Source organism: Shewanella sp. W3-18-1 (assembly GCF_000015185.1).
In the GTDB taxonomy this organism is placed as follows: Bacteria; Pseudomonadota; Gammaproteobacteria; order Enterobacterales; family Shewanellaceae; genus Shewanella; species Shewanella putrefaciens.
In genome coordinates this window covers 3,126,345-3,147,494 of record NC_008750.1, presented here as the reverse complement: position 1 = coordinate 3,147,494, position 21,150 = coordinate 3,126,345, and the positions used below count along the sequence as shown (strand labels likewise).

The window sequence follows — 21,150 nt, the reverse complement described above, 5'->3', positions numbered from 1 at the left end:
CATACGGCCCCTGTTTTATATCTGCAAATTAGTCGAATTTTTAGAGAGGATTTAACAATGGCAATTTCTGCTGCCCAAGTTAAAGAACTGCGTGATCGTACTGGCGCAGGCATGATGGATTGTAAAAAAGCCTTAGAAGAAACCAACGGCGACATGGAGTTAGCAATTGACAACATGCGTAAGTCTGGTGCTGCTAAAGCTGCTAAAAAGGCGGGTAACATCGCTGCTGACGGTACTATCCTGATCAAAAATGGCGAAGGTTTCGCTGTTCTGTTAGAAGTAAACTGTCAAACTGACTTCGTTGCTAAAGACGCTAACTTCTTAGGTTTTGCTAACTCAGTATTAGACGTTGCCGCAGCGTCTAAAGTGGCTTTAGAAGACTTAAAAGCACAGTTCGAAGAAGCACGTGTTGCGTTAGTTGCTAAAATCGGTGAAAACATCAACGTTCGTCGCGTTGAGTACATCGATGGTGCTAAATTAGCGTCTTACCGTCACGGTGAGCGTATCGGTGTGGTTGTAACCGGTGACGCAGATGACGAAACGCTGAAACACATCGCTATGCACGTTGCCGCTTCTAAGCCAGAATACGTTAACCCAGAAGACGTTCCTGCTGACGTAGTTACTCGTGAACAAGCGCTGCAAATCGAAATCTCTATGAATGAAGGCAAACCTGCTGACATCGCAGAGAAAATGGTTGTGGGTCGTATGAAGAAGTTCACCGGTGAGATCTCTCTGACTGGTCAAGCTTACATCATGGAACCAAAGAAAACTGTTGGCGAATTCTTGAAAGAGAAAGGCGCTAAAGTCACTAACTTCATTCGTTTAGAAGTGGGTGAAGGTATTGAGAAGAAAGAAGAAGATTTCGCAGCAGAAGTTGCTGCTCAAATCGCTGCTTCTAAAAAGGCTTAATCGCCAACGCTAAATACCCCCAAGACCGCGGCAATAGCTGCGGTCTTGTTATGACCAGGATAAAAATTATGAGCACCAATCCAAAACCTACATTTAGACGCATTCTTCTAAAATTAAGTGGCGAAGCACTGATGGGCGACGAAGGCTTCGGCATCGACCCTAAAGTATTAGATCGCATGGCTCAGGAAGTGAAAGAGCTGGTAGAGTTAGGTATTCAGGTGGGTGTGGTCATTGGTGGTGGTAATCTGTTTCGCGGTGAGGGCCTAGCAAAAGCAGGTATGAACCGTGTGGTGGGCGATCACATGGGTATGCTGGCAACGGTGATGAATGGCTTAGCTATGCGTGACGCTTTGCACCGTGCCTATGTTAATGCTCGTCTAATGTCGGCGATACCCTTAAAAGGGGTGTGTGACGACTACAATTGGGCTGAAGCGATCAGTTTATTAAAATCTGGCCGAGTGGTAATTTTTGCTGCTGGTACAGGTAATCCTTTCTGTACAACGGATTCTGCGGCCTGTTTACGTGGCATTGAAATTGAAGCTGAAGTCGTGTTAAAAGGCACTAAAGTTGATGGCGTTTACTCTGACGACCCAATGAAAAACCCTGATGCAGTCAAGTACGACGAATTAAGTTACAGTGAAATACTTGAAAAAGAATTAAAAGTAATGGACTTAGCAGCCTTTACTATGGCGCGTGATCATGACATGCCTATCCTTGTGTTCAATATGAACAAACCTGGCGCCCTACGTCGTGTGATTATGGGTGAAGAAGAAGGCACGTTGATCAGAGCGAAAAAAGTTATTTAATGACCAAGAAGGACATTTAACGTGATTGAGAACATTAAGAAAGATGCGCAAGAGCGTATGGGTAAGTGCGTAGACGCAACTAAAAATCAAATGGCTAAAGTACGTACAGGCCGTGCGCATCCAAGTTTACTTGATTCAATTCAAGTCTCTTACTACGGTACGATGACGCCATTAAACCAAGTGGCGAACGTGGGTGTTGAAGATTCGCGTACTCTGTCAGTGACTGTATTTGACCGTAGTGCTATCCAAGCGGTTGAAAAGGCGATTATGAGCTCAGACTTGGGCCTAAACCCAATGTCTGCTGGGGCCACATTACGTATTCCCCTACCAGCGCTGACAGAAGAACGCCGTAAAGACTTTATTAAAGTGGTACGAGCTGAAGCCGAAGGTGGTCGCGTGGCGATTCGTAACGTGCGCCGCGATGCGATTTCTGAAGTGAAAAAGCTTGAAAAAGCCAAAGAATGTACTGAAGACGATGTTCGCCGCTTTGAAGATGACGTTCAAAAGTTCACTGATGCTCATATTAAAAAGGTCGACGAGATTTTAGCGGCCAAAGAAATTGAGTTGATGGAAGTCTAATCTCAGGCTCGATAAGCTAGAGTTGATGCGCCGTGTAGGGGTATACTACACGGCGTTTGTCTATTTTAAAGGGTTGTATTAGATGTCATCCACAGTGGAATTTGATCCGCAACCTAGGTCGACCGAGTGTGAACATTATGCTCAAACGACCTTGCCTGGACAATTACCCGAACTCGTGAAACAGTCGTTACCTAAGCATGTTGCTATTATTATGGATGGCAATGGCCGCTGGGCTCAAACGCAGGGTAAACCACGGGTGATGGGACATAAAGCCGGCGTAAAGGCAGTAAGACGTGCAGTCAGTACGGCGAGTCAATTAGGTATTCAATCGCTCACTTTATTTGCGTTTTCTAGCGAGAATTGGCGTAGACCCGATAAAGAAGTCAGCTTGTTAATGGAGTTGTTTTTTACCGTATTACAACGTGAAATTAAGCTGCTACATAAGAATCAAGTTAAGCTCAATATTATTGGTGATATCAGTCGTTTTTCTGTCCGCTTACAGAAACAAATTAGTGCTGCACAGGAGAAAACCGCCGCTAATACTGGCTTGATTTTGAATGTTGCTGCCAATTATGGTGGCCGTTGGGACATACTTCAAGCGGCGCAAAAGTTAGCTGAAAAGGTCGCAACTGGCGAAATGACCAGCAGTCAGTTCACCGAAGAAGCCCTAAGTGCACATTTATGCATGCAAAATCAGAGTGAAGTTGATTTAATGATCCGCACGGGTGGAGACTGCCGTATCAGTAATTTTGTGCTGTGGCAGGCTGCCTATGCTGAGTTGGTGTTTATTGACACCCTTTGGCCTGATTTTGATGAACAGGCTTTTCATGAAGCGATAGCTATTTTTGCAAGTCGCCAGCGCCGCTTTGGTCTGACGGGAAGTCAGATTGATGAGATGCGCGCATTGTAAAACGTCATGAGGGATTTTTTTTGCTAAAACAACGTATAATAACAGCAATTTGGTTAATTCCATTAGTCTTGGGAGCCATTTTTTTGCTTCCATCAGAGTACTTTGCTTGGGCTTTAGTAGCCGTATTTCTTATTGCCGCGAAAGAGTGGGGTAGGATTATCGATAGCCAATGTGATGTTACACAATGGAGTTTTACTTGTACCGTCGGTATTTTACTGGTCGTCCTTAATTTGATTGTCCCCATCGATGCGGTTTGGCTTAGGGGACAATTACATCCCATTTATTTAGCCGTGATATCAATAGGGGCTTTATGGTGGTTAATTTCACTTCTACTTGTTATTACTTATCCTAAAACGGCAAGGTTATGGCAAAAAAGTCCTATGTTAAAGTCCATGTTTGGCCAGTTAACGCTCGTGCCATGCTTTGTTGCTTTGATTGCGCTAAAATCGATTAGCTCACAGGTTTCGAGCTACTATGGCCCCTCGCTGGTTCTACTTGTCATGCTCATTGTATGGGCTGCTGATTCTGGCGCTTACTTTGTTGGTAAAGCGATAGGTAAAACGAAATTAATGCCAGCGGTGAGTCCAGCTAAAACCCTCGAAGGCTTACTCGGTGGTTTAGTGACAACGATGATAGTGGTTGCAGGTGTTATGTATTATTCACCGGAACAGGAACTTGGCTTAGTTGTCGCTGTCACTTTGTTCGTCGCTTTAGTCTCGGCGCTGGGAGATTTATCTGAGAGTATGTTTAAACGCGCGGCCTGTATTAAAGATTCTGGCACTATTTTGCCCGGGCACGGCGGCGTGCTCGATCGTATCGACAGCCTGACTGCAGCCTTGCCGGTGTTTACCCTTATCTACATTGCATTCTGGATGTAACGCTATGCAAAATATGGTGATTCTGGGTGCGACAGGCTCGATTGGCGCCAGTACCTTAAGTGTGATTTCGGCTAATCCATTGGCTTATTGCGTTTATGGCTTAGTGGCTAATGCGAGTGTGGATAAAATGCTGGCATTATGCATTACCCACCAACCTAAAGTTGCTCATATGGTCGATGCTGTCGCGGCAAAGGCATTACGAGCTCAGCTTCCTGCTGCGCTTAATATCCAAGTGACAACGGGTAACGATGAGCTTCTGGCGTTAGTGACCTCATCAAAGGTCGATACCGTTATGGCGGCCATTGTTGGCGCTGCTGGGTTAGTTCCGACGCTTGCTGCCGTTAATGCGGGCAAACGAGTATTGCTAGCCAATAAAGAAGCCTTAGTTATGTCGGGTGAGTTGTTTATCGAGGCGACTAAGCGTTCAGGCGCAACTTTACTGCCTGTAGACAGCGAACATAATGCGATTTTTCAATGTTTACCCCAAGAGGTACAGGCTAATCTTGGTCGTTGTGATTTAGCCGCATCCGGTATTTCCCATATTCTGCTAACGGGTTCTGGTGGACCATTTTTACGTTCAGATTTAGCAACACTTGCGGCCATGACACCCGCACAGGCCTGTAAACATCCTAATTGGTCTATGGGACCTAAAATCTCTGTCGATTCGGCGACTATGATGAATAAGGGATTAGAGTTCATTGAGGCGCGCTGGTTGTTTAATACGCAAGCTAACCAACTTAAAGTGGTTGTTCATCCGCAGAGTGTTATCCATTCAATGGTGCAATATATTGATGGCTCTGTTATTGCACAAATGGGAAACCCTGACATGCGGACACCGATTGCCCATTGCATGGCCTATCCACAAAGAATTCACTCTGGTGTTGAACCTTTAGATTTTTTCAAAGTCGGACAGTTAAGCTTTTATGAACCTGATTTTGAGCGTTTTCCCTGTTTGGCGCTGGCTATGGCAGCCTGTGCCCAAGGCCAAGAGGCGACAACGGTACTCAATGCGGCGAATGAGATCGCGGTTGAGGCTTTTTTACAAGGACAAATAGGCTTTACGCAAATTGCTAAAGTGAATGAAACTTGCTTAGCATTCGTCCCGAGTGGAACTATGACCAGCATTGAAGATATTATCGCGTTAGATACGCAAAGTCGCATTTATGCGCGGGAAACTTTAGCTAAGATCGCTTAAATATTAGCGTTCTGTTGATAAACGGATAACGTAAGGAGTGGGATGTTAGATTTTTTATGGAACTTAGGTTCTTTTATCGTGGCGTTGGGGTTGTTAATTACCGCCCACGAATACGGTCATTTCTATGTCGCGCGTCGCTGCGGCGTTAAAGTCGAGCGTTTCTCTATTGGTTTTGGCAAGGCCATTTGGCGCCGTATGGGTAAAGATGGCACTGAATATGTGGTCGCCATGATCCCCCTCGGTGGTTACGTCAAAATGCTCGATGAGCGTGTCGAAGATGTGCCTGACGAGCTAAAACATCAGGCGTTTAATCGTAAAACGGTATGGCAACGTATTGCGATTGTTGCCGCAGGCCCGATAGCCAACTTTATTTTTGCTATTATCGCATTGTATTTTATGTACTTGATTGGTGTGCCATCACTTAAACCGGTGATCACTTCTACGATTCCAGGAACTGCTGCTGCGCAAATTCAAGTCACTGAACCTATGCAAGTGACGGCAATATCAGGTCAGCGTGTGCGCAATTGGGAAGAGGTGAATCTTGCGCTTGTTGGTCATATTGGTGATCCCAGCTTGAGTGTTTCCCTTGCGCCATTAAATAGTTTGCAGGGGTTTGAGTCAAATGCCAGAACCTATACGTTAGATACACGCCAATGGCGCTTTGATCCTGAAAAGGAATCACCGATAACCACCTTAGGGTTAGGGATTTATCGTCCAGAGATTGAACCTAAGGTTGCCTTAATCAGTGAAGGAAGTGCTGCAGCAAATAGTGAGTTAAAGGTTGGCGATACGCTCGTTGCTATCAATGATGAACCTTATACCGATTGGCAGGCTTTTGTTGACATTATTCAACATTCTGCCAATGTGCCTGTGAGTATAATGGTGCGTCGCGATGGCGAACAGTTTGTGGTTACTGTGACGCCGACAAGTACAAAAAATGCTGAAGGTAAAGAGATTGGGGTACTAGGTGTCAGCCCCGCACAGGCACAATGGCCTGAGAATATGCGTTTACAACTAGAATATGGGCCAATCGATTCTTTTGCTATTGCTGCAGATAAAACATGGCAACTTGTTGCAGTCAGCTTTAAGATGATTGGCAAATTATTTACCGGCGATGTGTCGGTGAAAAACCTGAGTGGACCCATCTCGATAGCACAGGGTGCGGGCAGTAGTGCAAACTATGGCTTGGTCTATTTTCTCGGGTTCCTCGCGCTCATCAGCGTCAATTTAGGCATCATTAACTTGCTGCCTTTACCTGTGCTCGATGGGGGACACCTGCTGTATTACTTTATTGAAGTAATAACTGGTAAACCTGTGCCTGAAAAGGTGCAGGAAATAGGATTCAGATTTGGGGCAGCAATACTGCTGATGTTGATGAGCATTGCGCTTTTCAATGATTTTGCCCGACTCTGAGCAAGGACAGACTAATAATTAGAAGTGCTCTATGAGATTGAATAAACTTTTTGCCTCGATGTTATTCGTCGGTGCGTCGTTTTCAGGGACTGTGTTGGCGGATACTTTCCAACCCTTTGAAGTGACCGACATCCAAGTTGAAGGTTTGCAGCGAGTCGCACTTGGTGCTGCCTTGTTAAGCTTACCAGTAAAAGTAGGTGACACTGTTGATCAGTTAAGAATTCAACAAGCCATTAAAAGCCTGTATGCATCGACTAACTTTGAAAATGTCTCTGTCAGTCGTGACGGCGGTGTCTTGGTGGTGAAAGTCACCGAACGCCCAACCATCAGTGCTGTGACATTTGAAGGCAACAAAGACATTAAAGACGAACAGTTACAGGAAAGTCTGGACGGTTCTGGTGTTAAAGTCGGTGAGTCGCTCGATCGCACTATGCTGACAGGCATTGAAAAAGGTTTGCAGGATTTCTACTACGGCGTAGGTAAATACGGCGCCAAAGTTGAAGCTCAGGTGATCAACTTACCCCGAAACCGCGTTGAACTAAAATTTAAATTTACCGAAGGGTTAGCGGCTGAAATTCGCCAAATTAACGTGGTTGGTAATAAAGAGTTCACCGATGCTGAGCTTATCGGCATGTTGGAACTGAAAGATTATGTGGCTTGGTGGGATTTATTTGGTGAGCGCCGCTACCAGAAGCAAAAGCTTCAAGCCGATCTCGAGACTATCAAAACCTATTATCACAATAAGGGTTATATCCGCTTTGAAGTCACTTCGACTCAAGTGGCGATGACACCTGACCGCAAAGGTTTATATATCACCATCAACGTTAATGAAGGTGAGAAATATAAAGTAAAAGACATCAATTTAACCGGCGATTTAATGGGTCGTGAAGAATTGATGCGATCTATTTTACCGATTAAAGCGGGTGATATGTACAACGGCGGTGATGTGACCTTTACCGAAGAAATGTACAGTAAATATTTAGGTCGTTTTGGTTACGCTTATCCTGAAGTAAAAACTTATCCAGAAATTGATGATAAAACGAAAGAAGTGACGTTAAACATCAATGTTAAACCAGGCAAACGGGTTTATGTTCGTGCGATTAACTTTACGGGTAATACTGTTACTAAAGATGAAGTGATGCGCCGTGAACTGCGTCAGATGGAAGGTGCGTGGTTAAACTCGGCACAAGTTGAGCAATCAAAAGCGCGTCTTAACCGTTTAGGCTATTTTGAAACTGTTGATACTGAAACTATTCAAGTTCCTGGCACCGATGATTTAGTTGATATCGCTGTAAAAGTGAAAGAACAGCCATCAGGTTCATTTAATGCAGGTGTGGGTTACGGTACTGAATCAGGTTTAAGCTTGCAGTTTGGCGTGCAGCAAAACAACTTCTTAGGTTCGGGAAATCAAGCTGGCATTAGTATGAGTACCAACAAATACTCGAAAAATGTCAACTTATCTTATACCGATCCCTATTGGACTAAAGATGGCGTGAGCTTAGGGGGAAGCATTTATTGGAGTGAATTTGACGCCAATGAAGCTAACTTAGAACGCTATAAAAACAGTTCGTATGGTGTGGCGCTTAACTCAGGTTTCCCAATTAACGAATACAACCGTATTAATGGTGGTATTGGTTATCGTCATAACACGATTTCTGAAATTTCAGCCTATGAGCAAGCACTGCGTTTCTATAATATTTATCGAAACGATGATCCTAATGCCGACTTAAGTTTTGATAACTTTGAGCTGAGTTTAGGTTGGTCACGCAGTACCTTAAACCGTGGCACTTTCCCAACGGATGGTTCATCACAACGTCTAAACGGTAAGATGACGGTTCCTGGTTCAAACCTGCAATACTTTAAAACTGATTTTGATACCAACTATTACTTCCCTGTTACCCGCAGTCATAACTTTGTGGTCTTAGCTCGTGGCCGTTTAGGTTATGGTAACGGTTACGGTGAGTACAATAATAATGAGCAAATTCTACCTTTCTGGGAAAACTATTATTCCGGCGGTAGCACCTCATTACGTGGCTTTAAGTCAAACTCGGTTGGTCCTCGTTCATTCTATCTCTACCGTGGTAGTGAGCCTTGTGCACCTGATCCATCAGGTGATGGTTGTAGTTTACCGGGCGATCCTAACAGTATTCAGGTGAGTTCAGGTCGTTCAATCGGTGGTAATGCGATTGCAACGGCAAGTATGGAGTTTATTGTACCCACACCGTTCTTAGATGAGGCCTATTCAAATTCGGTGCGTACAAGTTTCTTCCTCGATGCCGGTAACGTATGGGATACAGAGTTTGATTTTGATGCTTACCAAACACTTCCTGCTGAGGAATTTGCTAAATTGCAGGATTATAGCGATCCATCGCGTATCCGCGCCTCTTGGGGGGTGAGCCTACAATGGTTATCACCAATGGGACCTATGGTATTTAGCCTAGCGTGGCCACTTAAGGAATACGAAGGCGATCAAACAGAGATCTTTTCGTTCAATATTGGCAAAACTTTTTAAAAGGCATACACTCGGCAGGTTTTGCTGAAAATAACAAGGCTACAAGGAGTCTACTTTGAATAAGATGGTAAATCGCGCCCTGATGACATTGGTTTTATTAGGTGCGCCATTAATGGCACATGCTGAGAAAATAGCCGTTGTGGATATGGGCGAAGTGTTTGAACAGCTGCCACAACGCGAACAGATCTCTCAAGCGCTTAAAGCTGAGTTTGGTGATCGCATGGCCGATGTACAAAAGATGCAAGAAGAAATGCGTTCTCTGATGGAGAAGCAGCAACGTGATGGCGCGTTAATGAATGACACGCAAAAAACGGAGCTGGTTCGTAAAATGGAATCGCTAAAATCTGAATATCAGTTAAAAGGCAAAGCACTCGATGAGGATTTACGTCGTCGTCAAGGTGAAGAGCAAAATAAACTGTTAGTTAAAGTGCAAAAAGCCATTAATACAATCGCTGAAAAAGACCAATATGACTTGGTATTACAACGCGGTGCCGTCATTTATGTTAAGCCAAACGCTGACATCAGTGGCAAAGTGGTTGAAGCCTTGAGTAAAGGCAAGTAATCAATGAAGAGTGTGACTTTAAAAGAGCTCAGTTTGCTGTTAGACGGTGTTATTCAAGGGGACGATACGTTGGTGATTAACAGCGTAGCAACCTTAGAAAATGCGAAATCAGGCCAACTCTCTTTTTTAGCCAACAGTAAATACCGCTCTCAGCTTGAGGCAACTCAAGCGAGTGCGGTGTTATTGTCCGCTAAAGAGGCGCAGGAGTATCAAGGCACTGCGTTAATTGTAAAAGACCCTTATGTGGCTTTTGCCCGTACAGCCCAATTTTTAGATACTACGCCTCAAGCGGCCGTCGGTATTCATCCTTCAGCGCAAATTGATCCTTCAGCTCGTTTAGGCGAAGGGGTGGCTATTGGTGCCAATGCGGTGATCGGGGCTAATGTTATCCTCGGCGAGAATGTGCAGGTCGGTGCAGGCACTGTGATTGGCCAAGATGTGATTATTGGTTCTAACACTCGTCTGTGGGCGAATGTGACTATCTACCATGATGTGCATTTAGGTCAACATTGTATTATCCATTCTGGCGCGGTATTGGGATCAGATGGTTTTGGTTATGCTAATGAGCGTGGTCAGTGGGTTAAGATCCCACAAACCGGTGGTGTACGTATCGGCGATCGGGTTGAGATTGGTGCGAGTACAACGGTAGATCGCGGCGCTTTAGGCCATACCGAGATCCATAACGGCGTAATTATCGATAATCAAGTGCAGGTTGCCCATAACGATATCATAGGTGAGAATACTGCCATTGCGGGAAGTACCACTATTGCTGGCAGTGTGACTATTGGTAAGTATTGTATTATTGGTGGTAATTGTGCCATCGCGGGTCACCTATCGATTACTGATGGTGTACATGTATCGGGCTCAACCAATATTACTGGAAATATGCGTGAACCGGGTTTGTATTCCTCTGCGACTGTTGCAATGGAAAATAAGGTTTGGCGTAAAAATACAGTTCGCTTCCGTCAATTGGATGAGTTGTTCCTGCGCGTTAAAACGCTGGAAAAGAATTTAAAAACCCCAGATTAATTGCCAAGGCAATTTGAGGAACTAGGTTCGTGTCTAATCAAATGAACACTATGGATATTACAGAGATACTCAAGTATCTGCCCCATAGATATCCATTCCTATTAATTGATCGTGTGCTTGACTACACCCCTGGTGAAAGTCTACATGCGATTAAAAATGTGTCTATTAATGAGCCTTTTTTTCAGGGACATTTCCCTATACAGCCAGTCATGCCTGGCGTGCTTATTTTAGAAGCGATGGCCCAAGCTACGGGCTTGCTTGCATTTAAAACAATGAGCAATGATGTGCCTCCTCCTGGAGTGCTTTATTATTTTGCTGGTATCGATAATGCGCGTTTTAGACGTGTGGTTGTGCCAGGTGACCAAATCCATTTTGAAGTCAAAATGATTAAAGAGCGCCGCGGGATTGGCGTCTTCTATGGTGAGGCCAGAGTGGATGGTGAAGTGGCTTGTTCCGCTGAAATCATGTGTGCCCGCAGAGAGATTAACCAGTGATAGATACATTAGCGTTTGTGCATCCCGATGCAAAGATTGGTAAGAACGTCACCATAGGTCCATGGAGTTATATTGGTGCGGGTGTCGAAATCGGTGACGATTGTTGGTTAAGTTCCCATGTGGTGGTAAAAGGCCCAAGTATTATCGGTAAGGGTAACCGCATTTTTCAATTCGCCTCCGTGGGTGAAGAGTGTCAAGATAAAAAATACGCAGGTGAACCGACACGCCTTATCATTGGTGATAACAATGTGATCCGTGAGCATGTCACAATTCATCGCGGAACAGTTCAAGATAACAGTGAAACTCGCATTGGGTCGAATAATCTGTTTATGAACTACGTGCATATCGCCCATGACTGTGTGGTGGGCGATAACGTGATTTTAGCTAATAATGCTTCTATTGCGGGTCACGTGCATGTGGGGGACTGGGCTATTTTAGGCGGCATGACGGGTGTGCATCAATTTGTACATATCGGCGCCCATGCCTTTACTGCAGGATGTTCCTTATTATTGCAGGATGTGCCCCCCTTTGTGATGGCGGCGGGGCAGCCCGCGATTCCCCGCGGGTTAAATACTGAAGGTATGAAGCGTCGTGGTTTTTCTAAAGAAAGCCAATTGGCGGTGCGCCGTGCTTACAAGACCTTATACCGCAGTAGCTTAACTATCGACGAGGCGGTTGAGGCCTTAGCTGAAGATGCACAAAACGATGCACAGGTGAAGTTACTTGTTGAATTTGTAAAATCATCGGGTCGCGGCATTATTCGTTAAGAGTTGTTATAACTCTCACGCTATGCCATTCATAGGCACTGCTTGTTAAATTCTGCTCTTGAAAATGTCATGGCAGACATTTTTCACCGCAGTGCCATAAACTTGTTAGATATGATTGGTTTATGAGCAAAAAATCTCAATTAGTGTTTGCAATGGTCGCCGGAGAACTCTCCGGCGATATTTTAGGTGCAGGGTTAATGGCTGCACTGCAAAAATCACATCCCGATGCGCGCTTTGTCGGTATCGGTGGTCCTCGTATGGAGGCACTGGGTTTTGAATCTCTATTCGCGATGGAAGAATTAGCGGTGATGGGGATTGTCGAAGTGTTATCCCGCTTGCCTCGACTATTAAAAGTACGCGCTTCTTTGATTAAAGACATCACTGCCCTAAAGCCTGATTGTTTTATTGGCATTGATGCACCGGACTTTAATATAGGCCTCGAACTTAAACTCAAAGCGCGTGGTATTAAAACGGTCCATTATGTCAGTCCATCGGTGTGGGCGTGGCGGCCAAAGCGTATTTTTAAAATTGCTAAGGCCACCCATATGGTGCTGTCTTTATTGCCCTTTGAGAAAGCTTTCTACGATAAACATCAAGTACCTTGTACCTTTGTCGGTCACACTTTGGCCGACGATATTCCGCTGCGAAGCGATAAAGCGGCGGCGCGCCAGTTACTCGAACTTGATGCCGATGCCGAATATTTAGCGATTCTCCCCGGTTCTCGTGGTGGTGAACTCAAGCAATTAGCGGAGCCTTTTGTTAAAGCGGCTTTACTGATTAAAGAAAATTTCCCCGATATTCGTTTTGTCACACCGTTGGTCAACCAGAAGCGTCGTGATCAATTTGAGCAAGCGTTGAAAGATCATGCGCCGGATTTAGAAATCCACATGGTTGAAGGGAAATCAAGGGAAGTGATGACCGCCGCTGATGGTATTTTATTAGCTTCTGGTACCGCAACGTTAGAGGCAATGTTGGTTAAGCGCCCGATGGTTGTCGCTTACCGTGTCAGTCCGCTCACATATCGCATTGCTAAGAGCATGATGCAAGTTAATCGTTTCTCTTTGCCTAATTTACTGGCGGGAAAAGATGTAGTACCTGAGCTCATTCAAGATGATTGTACGCCAGAGAAAATTGCCGCAGCGGTAACGGTTGAACTCAACCGCGATTTTGCGCCGCTGAATGCTGAATTTGAGCGGCTCCACCAGATGCTCCGTTGTGATGCGAGCCAAAAGGCCGCAGACGCTGTGATGCGACTTGTGGAGACTAAGGAAGGTTAATTATGGCGGTCTTTAAAGTGCTAACTCCGGCCGATATTGTGGCTTTTTCGACAGGACTGATTGCTGGGGTTGATGAAGTGGGCCGTGGCCCCTTGGTCGGCGATGTTGTGACTGCGGCCGTGATCCTCGACCCAAATCAGCCCATCAGTGGACTCAATGATTCGAAAAAACTCAGTGAGAAGCGCCGTGAAGCCCTGTTTGATGAGATTTGTGAAAAAGCCCTGTGTTATCACATCGGCCGTGCAAGTCCTGCTGAAATCGATGAACTTAATATTTTGCATGCCACTATGCTTGCCATGCAGCGCGCCGTTGCTGGGCTTAATCTCGCGCCTAAACTCGTGTTAGTGGATGGTAATCGCAGCCCATTTTTTAGCCATAATAGTCAGTCAATTGTCAGTCATAGCATCATTAAAGGAGATGGTCTTATCGCCAGTATCAGTGCGGCGTCGATTATTGCCAAAGTGACCCGAGATCGTGAGATGGACGCGCTTGATGCCGCTTATCCGCAATATGGTTTTGCTAAGCATAAGGGCTACCCGACTAAGGCACATTTCGAGGCCATCGCTGAACATGGTGTATTCGACCAATACCGTAAAAGTTTTAAACCCGTCAAGGCATTACTCGAGGGCTAATGCGTATTTTTACGCCATAGCCCCAGTTATCCAGCAAAGTCACTGGCCCTAGGTGCGTGACTTTGCTAGTCTGCTTTTTAGTTATTGTTAACCTGCAATTCAAAGATAATCCTAATTATGTCCGATCCTCGTTTTGTGCATCTTCGTGTCCACAGTGACTTTTCTATGTCCGATGGCGTAGCCAAAGTTAAACCTATTCTTGCCCAAGTTGAGGCGTTAGGTATGGCTGCGGTCGCCTTGACGGATCAAAACAACTTCTGTGGATTAGTAAAGTTTTACAGTGGCTGCCATGGTGCGGGGATTAAGCCCATTATTGGTGCCGATTTTTGGATGCAAGTGCCTGGGTTTGAAGGTGAATTCTGTGCGTTAACCATTATCGCAATGAACAACGTGGGTTATCAAAATCTCACTCAAATTATCAGCCAAGCCTATTTGCGGGGGCAGGTGGCGGGTCGAGTGGTGATCGATCAAGAGTGGTTACTGACCTATAACGAAGGCATATTATTGCTTTCTGGCGCTAAGGAAGGTGATATTGGTAAGGCGTTACTTAAGGGGAATAATACTCAAGTTGAATCCCTTTGTGAGTTTTATCAAACCCATTTCGCTGAACGCTACTTTTTAGAGCTAATCCGCACGGGTCGACCCGATGAAGAGCGTTATTTGCATATGGCCGTTGCGTTGGCGCAGGAAAAAGGCTTCCCGGTTGTGGCCACCAATCAGGTCGTGTTTTTAAAACCCGAAGATTTCGACGCCCACGAAATTCGCGTGGCTATCCATGATGGCTTTACTCTTGCGGATCCCCGCCGTCCTAAAAAGTACAGTGAGCAGCAATACTTACGTAGTGAAGAGGAAATGTGCGAGCTATTTGCTGACATTCCTGCCGCACTTTCTAATACGGTTGAAATCGCTAAACGCTGTAATGTGACAATTCGTTTATACGAGTATTTTCTGCCTAACTTCCCTACGGGCGATATGTCCATCGAAGACTTTTTGGTGGATTGTTCGAAGAAGGGTCTCGAGGAGCGCCTCGCGTTTTTATTTCCCGATCCACAGGTTCGTGCCGAGCGCCGCGGCGAATACGATGAGCGCCTAGATATCGAATTGCAAGTGATCAACCAAATGGGTTTCCCCGGTTACTTCTTGATCGTGATGGAGTTTATCCAATGGGGTAAGGATAATGGGATTCCTGTAGGGCCGGGCCGTGGGTCGGGCGCAGGTTCGCTTGTTGCCTATGCTCTTAAAATTACTGACTTAGATCCGCTTGAATTTGACTTGCTGTTCGAACGATTCCTCAACCCCGAGCGGGTTTCTATGCCCGACTTTGACGTCGACTTCTGTATGGATAGACGGGACGAGGTGATAGACCATGTGGCCGAGTTATACGGCCGTGAAGCGGTGTCGCAAATCATCACCTTCGGTACTATGGCCGCAAAAGCGGTTATCCGCGACGTTGGCCGCGTGCTAGGTCATCCCTATGGTTTTGTTGACCGTATTTCAAAACTTATTCCCCCTGAGCCAGGGATGACACTGGCTAAAGCCTTTGAGGTCGAACCTGCGCTGCAGGAGTCCTACGACGCCGATGAAGATGTTAAAGATCTTATCGACATGTGTCGTAAACTTGAGGGCGTGACTCGTAACGCAGGTAAGCATGCGGGTGGGGTGGTAATTGCACCCACTAAAATTACCGATTTTGCACCACTTTATTGTGATGCAGAGGGTAAAAACCCAGTAACACAATTCGATAAAAACGATGTGGAAACCGCAGGCCTTGTGAAGTTTGACTTCTTGGGGCTACGTACCCTCACAATTGTCGATTGGGCGCTGGAGATGATCAACAAAGTGGAGGTCAAAAATGGCCGCCCTCCTGTACGTATCGAGGCAATTCCTTTAGACGATCCTGCCTCGTTTCGATTATTACAGCGTTATGAAACCACCGCTGTTTTTCAGCTTGAATCCCGCGGTATGAAGGATTTGATTAAGCGACTTCAACCGGATTGCTTCGAGGATATGATCGCGCTTGTCGCCCTGTTCCGTCCAGGGCCTTTGCAATCGGGCATGGTGGATAACTTTATCGAGCGTAAGCATGGCCGCGAGGAAGTGTCTTACCCAGATTCCCAATACCAGCACGAATCCTTAAAGGAATTACTCTCACCTACCTATGGCATTATCTTGTATCAAGAGCAGGTCATGCAGATAGCGCAGGTGCTTTCTGGCTACACTCTGGGCGGCGCCGATATGCTTCGCCGTGCCATGGGTAAGAAAAAACCTGAAGAGATGGCTAAACAGCGTAGCATCTTTAAAGAGGGCGCGATTAAAAATGGCGTCGACGGTGAGTTGTCGATGAAAATCTTCGACTTAGTGGAAAAGTTTGCTGGTTATGGTTTTAACAAATCCCACTCCGCCGCTTATGCCTTGGTTTCCTATCAAACCTTGTGGTTGAAAACCCATTTTCCTTCACAGTTTATGGCGGCGGTGATGTCCGCGGATATGGATAACACCGACAAGATAGTGACACTGGTTGATGAGTGCGAACGCATGGGGCTCACTCTGATCCCGCCCGATGTGAACAAAGGGCTATTTAAATTTACTGTCGATGATGATCTGCGAATTGTTTATGGTATCGGTGCCATTAAAGGTGTGGGTGAGGGCCCTGTTGAGTCGATTTTAGAGGCGCGTAAAGATGGCCCCTTTGTTGATTTATTCGATTTCTGTGCCCGTATCGACCTGAAAAAACTCAATAAACGTGTGATTGAAAAGCTTATCTGCGCGGGTGCCTTAGATTCCCTCGGACCGCATCGCGCTTCGATGATGGCGACCTTACCCGAAGCGATGCGCGCCGCCGATCAACATGCCAAAGCGCAGGCAATTGGTCAGCACGATATGTTTGGCCTACTTAATAGTGAGCCGGAAGATAGCAAACAACAGTTTGTGGAATGTATCCCATGGCCAGATAAAATTTGGCTTGAGGGAGAGCGTGAAACTTTAGGGTTATATTTAACTGGTCACCCTATTAATCAATATCTTAAAGAACTTAAGTACTATACTTCAGGGCGCTTAAAAGATGTGCATCCTACTGAACGTGGTAAAACGGTAAAGGCCGCAGGTTTAGTTGTCGCGACTAGGGTGATGCTGACCAAACGCGGTTCAAAGATGGGATTGTTGACACTCGATGACAAGAGTGCGCGCCTCGAGGTGATGTTATTTACCGAAGCCTTTGAGAAATTTAATCACTTGCTCGAGAAAGATAGGATCCTTATCTGCGAAGGTGAAGTAAGTTTTGATGATTTTGCTGGTGGTAATCGGATGACTGCTCGCAATATTATTGATATTGGTGAGGCGCGTAGCCATTTTGCTAAGGCGCTTGAAGTCGACCTTGATGCCGAGAAGTTAACTCCTGCGGTTTTAGACAGTATTGAACAAGCCATGAGCCCTTGGCGAAGTGGTGCTGTGCCAGTACTCATTAATTACAGTCAAACTCTGGCTAAAGGACAATTTAGACTTGCTGATAGTTGGCGAGTTAACCCTTCTGATGAATTAGTCTTCGCCCTTGAAAGTTTACTTGGCCCAAATAAAGTTAGGATCGTGTTTTGACGTATAATCATTTTTTGGTTTAATGCTTAGATTTATTCAATATTATCAAAGGATAATGGATGTCAGTCCCCGATCTCTGTACCCATGTCAGTGTTTTTTTAGACTCACTTAAATTGAAAGCGGGTAGAAAGTTAGTGCTGGCTTACAGTGGTGGTGTTGATTCAGAAGTCCTTGCCTATTGCCTTAGCAAGTATGCTAAACAGCATGGGGAGCTTCAATATCAACTTGTTTATGTGCACCATGGTTTGAGTCAACATGCCGATGCTTGGGCACAGCATTGCATTACACGGGGACAACATTATGGTCTACCCACGATAATTGAGCATGTTCAAGTGAAGCTGGGTCCAAGGATGAGTATTGAGGCTGAAGCTCGCAGGATGCGTTATCAGGCAATTGAGCAGCATGTAGGTTCAGATGATCTGCTGCTTACCGCGCACCATGAGGACGATCAACTCGAGACGATTCTACTCGCCCTTAAACGTGGTCAAGGCCCAAAAGGATTAGCGGCGATGGGACAGATCCAGCCGTTAATGCAGGGCATTCAAGTGCGACCTTTATTGGATGTGAGCCGTGAGCATATTGAGGCTTATGCGAGTGCTAATGGATTGGTGCATATCGAAGATGAAAGTAATCAGGATGACAAGTATGATCGTAATTTTTTACGTTTAGACATTATTCCTCGCCTTAAGGCTCGTTGGTCAAGTATTGCCACAACAGCGAGTCGCAGTGCTTTCCTATGCGCTGAGCAACAAACTGTCATTGATACAGAGGTCAGCCTCCGTTTACCCACTTGGCTCACGCAAGCAAAATTTACCCAACAGACGGTATTTAACCTCAATGGATTTGACTCTTTGACACCAAGCTGGCAAGCGCTATTACTGCGTGGATTTATCGAGTCGCAGGGGGTTGCATTACCCTCTTTTGTGCAACTTAATCAAATTATTCATCAGTTACTTAATGCAAAAGATGATGCCAAAGTGCTTATTCGTGTGGGCGATTGTGCGTTGCGCCGTTTTGCCAATCAACTTTATCTTGAGCATTATTCCAAGCATGTAAAATCATCAACTGAATATGCCAAGAAGTGTATTGATATTTCCGAAAGCAGCCTAAGCATGCTCATCAATGGTGATATTGAAACCTTAGTCATCCCAGATCCCCAAGGTAAAAATATTCAATTTGGATTAAGTCAACAAGGACCAAGACTCAAGCTTCCGCCATTGAATACTGTGGTGAGTGTACGTTATCAATTACCAGGGCAGCTTCGTTGCCATCCCCACAATCGCAGTAAAGGACGTGAACTTAAAAAACTTTGGCAGGAATACGCAGTGCCGCCATGGTTACGAGGGCAGGTGGGGTTTGTATTTTATGGCGAGCAGATGGTCATGGCACTCGATCTTTGGATTGAAAAGGCATTTTGTGTAGAGGATGAGGCTGTTGGGTTGCTGCAGCACCAATGAGGTTAATTATGGTGATTTGGCATCCCTGCATTTGCTCCCTAAATTGATTAAGATAACTATTTTTAGCCTAGTTTATAACCATTGCGACCTGATGCCTTAGCTTGATATAAGGCTTTATCGGCTAATTCATACAACTGTTCAGCCTCTAGAATATCGTTAGACTCTGCTGCACCTAAACTACAACTTACCCCAAACTGATTAAAACAATGATGCTGATTTGTGCCTGTGACTATTCGTTCGCATAATAAACTTGCGGCTTGGATAGTTCCTTGAACGATAACCACAAACTCATCACCACCAATGCGAAATGCCTGATCCGTATTACGGATCGTGTTGCGAATAACGTCACCAAATTCTTTAAGAATATAGTCACCGCATTTATGGCCAAATTTATCGTTGAGTTGTTTGAAGTTGTCTAAATCCAACACAACTAAAGATATTACGCCTTGTTTACGATGGGCCCTAGCAATGGCCTTTTTAAGGCTTTGGTTGTAGTAATGACGATTACCTAAGCCTGTAAGCGAGTCAAACATCGCCTGCGTTGACATTTCTTGGTACAAGATGGCATTGGCTAGTGGTTGTTGTAATAAGGGCTCTAATTCTTGTAAAAGTGCCGATTGTGACGGTGTCAGTGGCGTGAGTAATTGATATTGGATGTTGAGCGAAACACCATTGCAAATCAATTGATGTTTTAAACTGATACCGTAACGTTTACCCCAAGTTAATTTATGCACATTGCTGAGTAGACGTACTCCTTGAATAGGCAAGTATTGTTCCAGCATTTTGCCATAGCAGGCAAAGACTGTCCGAGGATCTAAACTGGCATGTAGCTGTTGGAGCACTTGAACTAAATCCAACGGTGGTGCATTTGGACTGTATATATCTGCTTGGTAGCCGTATTCCTCAGGGTACAACACTGTTGCTAAACCAAAGTCCATCATTATTACTCCAGCAAACTGAATTGCGGTACGACATTTTTATTATTTAAAGCAAATTTTATGCCGTAATTTTTGTGGAGTGATTTATCATTTTATATCAGTTGGTTAAGTTGTAAGTTCGAGATTATATTTTTTATATGCCAGCAATTTGACAGTCGTCGACTCTGGTCTGTGTTTGCTGAGGAGTGGATATAAGGAGAAGGGATTTTGTGTCGTATTGTGGATATTGTGGAAACGGAATGATTAGGTCTATTCGCTAATATTTTTATAAAACACCAATAAAAATGCCGACGCAATGTCGGCATTTTCTGCAATTTGTTATCTGATTAATCTATCCCTTGCGAGATAGGAATTAATTACAGAACAACAACGTTCGCAGCTTGAGGACCTTTTTGGCCTTGTTCGATATCAAAAGAAACCTTTTGACCTTCACCAAGGGTTTTAAAGCCTTCTGAAACGATTGCGCGGAAATGAACGAATGCGTCAGCGCCACCATTGTCAGGAGAAATAAAACCGAAACCTTTTTCTTCGTTAAACCATTTAACTACACCAGTAGTTTTAGACATGAATGTCTCCAAAATTTTCAAACAAAATAATTCGCAATTATGCGGGAACTTAGCCAGAAATAGAATTATTTACATTGATGATAAGTTATGAGTGGAAAGCTTCATGACAGCAAACGAGTTACAGGGTGCAGCGAAGGTTTTCAAATACATAATATTGCTTATAAATAGGTCTGAATCACAGGCCGGAGTGCAGATTAACATACTCTGACCTTTTGTATAGCTTTATTTTTAGTTTATGCCATTTCCCTGTGCGTGCTTTCAAAGCTCATTGGGAGTGAAACATAATTTAACTCAAATTATTCATATAGATAATTGATATTTCAATGAGTTTTGATTTGAAAAATTATTTATACATATGGATGAGGTGTATTGGCTTCGGCTTATAGTTGCTATTTGTTTTAGTTGCTATTCATTTGCAATGATTCGTTACGTTATTAAATTGTTGCTCAATTGTGTCGATGTTATTCTGGTCCAGCCTATAATACCAATCACATTAAATATCTAATCAGTTCAGAGCCTCACAGGCATCTCAATCCAAGACGCATTGACGCAGAAATGGTCATTCCCTTTTAAGTCAATGCAACATCGGAGTGGGGTGCCTGTGTGGCTCCCGAAGGGCGGGTTTCAACGCGCTT

At 44.7% G+C, this 21,150-nt stretch carries 18 protein-coding genes; 16 read left to right on the top strand and 2 right to left on the bottom strand.

Annotated features, from left to right (window positions below; all coding sequences use genetic code 11):
* Nucleotides 1-57 precede the first annotated feature (57 nt).
* The 16 genes from tsf (at nucleotide 58) to tilS (ending at nucleotide 19,011) form a co-directional block, all read left to right on the top strand.
* Nucleotides 58-909, top strand: coding sequence for a translation elongation factor Ts (tsf, locus tag SPUTW3181_RS14360; RefSeq protein WP_011790027.1), 852 nt, complete (start codon nucleotides 58-60; stop codon nucleotides 907-909).
* A 68-nt stretch (nucleotides 910-977) separates the two neighbouring features.
* Nucleotides 978-1,715, top strand: coding sequence for a UMP kinase (pyrH, locus tag SPUTW3181_RS14355; RefSeq protein ID WP_011790026.1), 738 nt, complete (start codon nucleotides 978-980; stop codon nucleotides 1,713-1,715).
* Nucleotides 1,716-1,736: 21 nt separating this feature from the next.
* Nucleotides 1,737-2,294 carry a ribosome recycling factor gene (gene frr / locus SPUTW3181_RS14350; protein WP_011790025.1) on the top strand — a complete coding sequence of 186 codons (558 nt, stop codon included), beginning with the start codon at nucleotides 1,737-1,739 and terminating at the stop codon, nucleotides 2,292-2,294.
* A gap of 82 nt (nucleotides 2,295-2,376) precedes the next feature.
* The gene (locus tag SPUTW3181_RS14345; RefSeq protein ID WP_011790024.1) at nucleotides 2,377-3,204 is read left to right on the top strand and encodes an isoprenyl transferase; all 828 of its coding nucleotides are present in this window, start codon (nucleotides 2,377-2,379) and stop codon (nucleotides 3,202-3,204) included.
* A gap of 20 nt (nucleotides 3,205-3,224) precedes the next feature.
* Complete coding sequence (locus SPUTW3181_RS14340) at nucleotides 3,225-4,082, top strand: phosphatidate cytidylyltransferase (RefSeq protein WP_011790023.1); 858 nt, start codon at nucleotides 3,225-3,227, stop codon at nucleotides 4,080-4,082.
* A gap of 4 nt (nucleotides 4,083-4,086) precedes the next feature.
* A complete protein-coding gene (gene ispC, locus SPUTW3181_RS14335) occupies nucleotides 4,087-5,277 on the top strand; it encodes a 1-deoxy-D-xylulose-5-phosphate reductoisomerase (protein WP_041408226.1) in 1,191 nt (396 codons plus the stop codon).
* Between the two features lie 42 nt (nucleotides 5,278-5,319).
* Nucleotides 5,320-6,690 carry a sigma E protease regulator RseP gene (gene rseP / locus SPUTW3181_RS14330; RefSeq protein WP_011790021.1) on the top strand — a complete coding sequence of 457 codons (1,371 nt, stop codon included), beginning with the start codon at nucleotides 5,320-5,322 and terminating at the stop codon, nucleotides 6,688-6,690.
* Between the two features lie 31 nt (nucleotides 6,691-6,721).
* Nucleotides 6,722-9,202 carry an outer membrane protein assembly factor BamA gene (gene bamA / locus SPUTW3181_RS14325; RefSeq protein ID WP_011790020.1) on the top strand — a complete coding sequence of 827 codons (2,481 nt, stop codon included), beginning with the start codon at nucleotides 6,722-6,724 and terminating at the stop codon, nucleotides 9,200-9,202.
* A 64-nt stretch (nucleotides 9,203-9,266) separates the two neighbouring features.
* A complete protein-coding gene (locus SPUTW3181_RS14320) occupies nucleotides 9,267-9,764 on the top strand; it encodes an OmpH family outer membrane protein (protein ID WP_011790019.1) in 498 nt (165 codons plus the stop codon).
* A 3-nt stretch (nucleotides 9,765-9,767) separates the two neighbouring features.
* On the top strand, nucleotides 9,768-10,793 hold the full coding sequence (lpxD, locus tag SPUTW3181_RS14315; protein WP_011790018.1) for a UDP-3-O-(3-hydroxymyristoyl)glucosamine N-acyltransferase: 1,026 nt from the start codon (nucleotides 9,768-9,770) through the stop codon (nucleotides 10,791-10,793).
* Nucleotides 10,794-10,822: 29 nt separating this feature from the next.
* Complete coding sequence (fabZ, locus tag SPUTW3181_RS14310; RefSeq protein ID WP_011790017.1) at nucleotides 10,823-11,287, top strand: 3-hydroxyacyl-ACP dehydratase FabZ; 465 nt, start codon at nucleotides 10,823-10,825, stop codon at nucleotides 11,285-11,287.
* Nucleotides 11,284-12,054, top strand: coding sequence for an acyl-ACP--UDP-N-acetylglucosamine O-acyltransferase (gene lpxA / locus SPUTW3181_RS14305; protein WP_011790016.1), 771 nt, complete (start codon nucleotides 11,284-11,286; stop codon nucleotides 12,052-12,054). The genes fabZ and lpxA overlap by 4 nt, the downstream gene beginning before the upstream one ends.
* Nucleotides 12,055-12,176: 122 nt before the next feature.
* On the top strand, nucleotides 12,177-13,331 hold the full coding sequence (gene lpxB / locus SPUTW3181_RS14300) for a lipid-A-disaccharide synthase (protein ID WP_011790015.1): 1,155 nt from the start codon (nucleotides 12,177-12,179) through the stop codon (nucleotides 13,329-13,331).
* A 2-nt stretch (nucleotides 13,332-13,333) separates the two neighbouring features.
* Nucleotides 13,334-13,963, top strand: coding sequence for a ribonuclease HII (gene rnhB, locus SPUTW3181_RS14295; protein WP_011790014.1), 630 nt, complete (start codon nucleotides 13,334-13,336; stop codon nucleotides 13,961-13,963).
* 117 nt (nucleotides 13,964-14,080) lie between these two features.
* A complete protein-coding gene (dnaE, locus tag SPUTW3181_RS14290; RefSeq protein WP_011790013.1) occupies nucleotides 14,081-17,554 on the top strand; it encodes a DNA polymerase III subunit alpha in 3,474 nt (1,157 codons plus the stop codon).
* A 59-nt stretch (nucleotides 17,555-17,613) separates the two neighbouring features.
* A complete protein-coding gene (gene tilS / locus SPUTW3181_RS14285; RefSeq protein ID WP_011790012.1) occupies nucleotides 17,614-19,011 on the top strand; it encodes a tRNA lysidine(34) synthetase TilS in 1,398 nt (465 codons plus the stop codon).
* A 62-nt stretch (nucleotides 19,012-19,073) separates the two neighbouring features.
* Here tilS and SPUTW3181_RS14280 read toward each other — a convergent pair whose 3' ends face one another.
* Together SPUTW3181_RS14280 and SPUTW3181_RS14275 are read right to left on the bottom strand one after the other, a co-directional pair.
* Entirely contained in the window at nucleotides 19,074-19,949 is an 876-nt protein-coding gene (locus SPUTW3181_RS14280) for a GGDEF domain-containing protein (protein ID WP_025007455.1), read from the bottom strand.
* A gap of 356 nt (nucleotides 19,950-20,305) precedes the next feature.
* Nucleotides 20,306-20,515: a cold-shock protein gene (locus SPUTW3181_RS14275; RefSeq protein ID WP_011790010.1), complete on the bottom strand. Its 210-nt coding sequence runs from the start codon at nucleotides 20,513-20,515 to the stop codon at nucleotides 20,306-20,308.
* Nucleotides 20,516-21,150 lie beyond the last annotated feature (635 nt).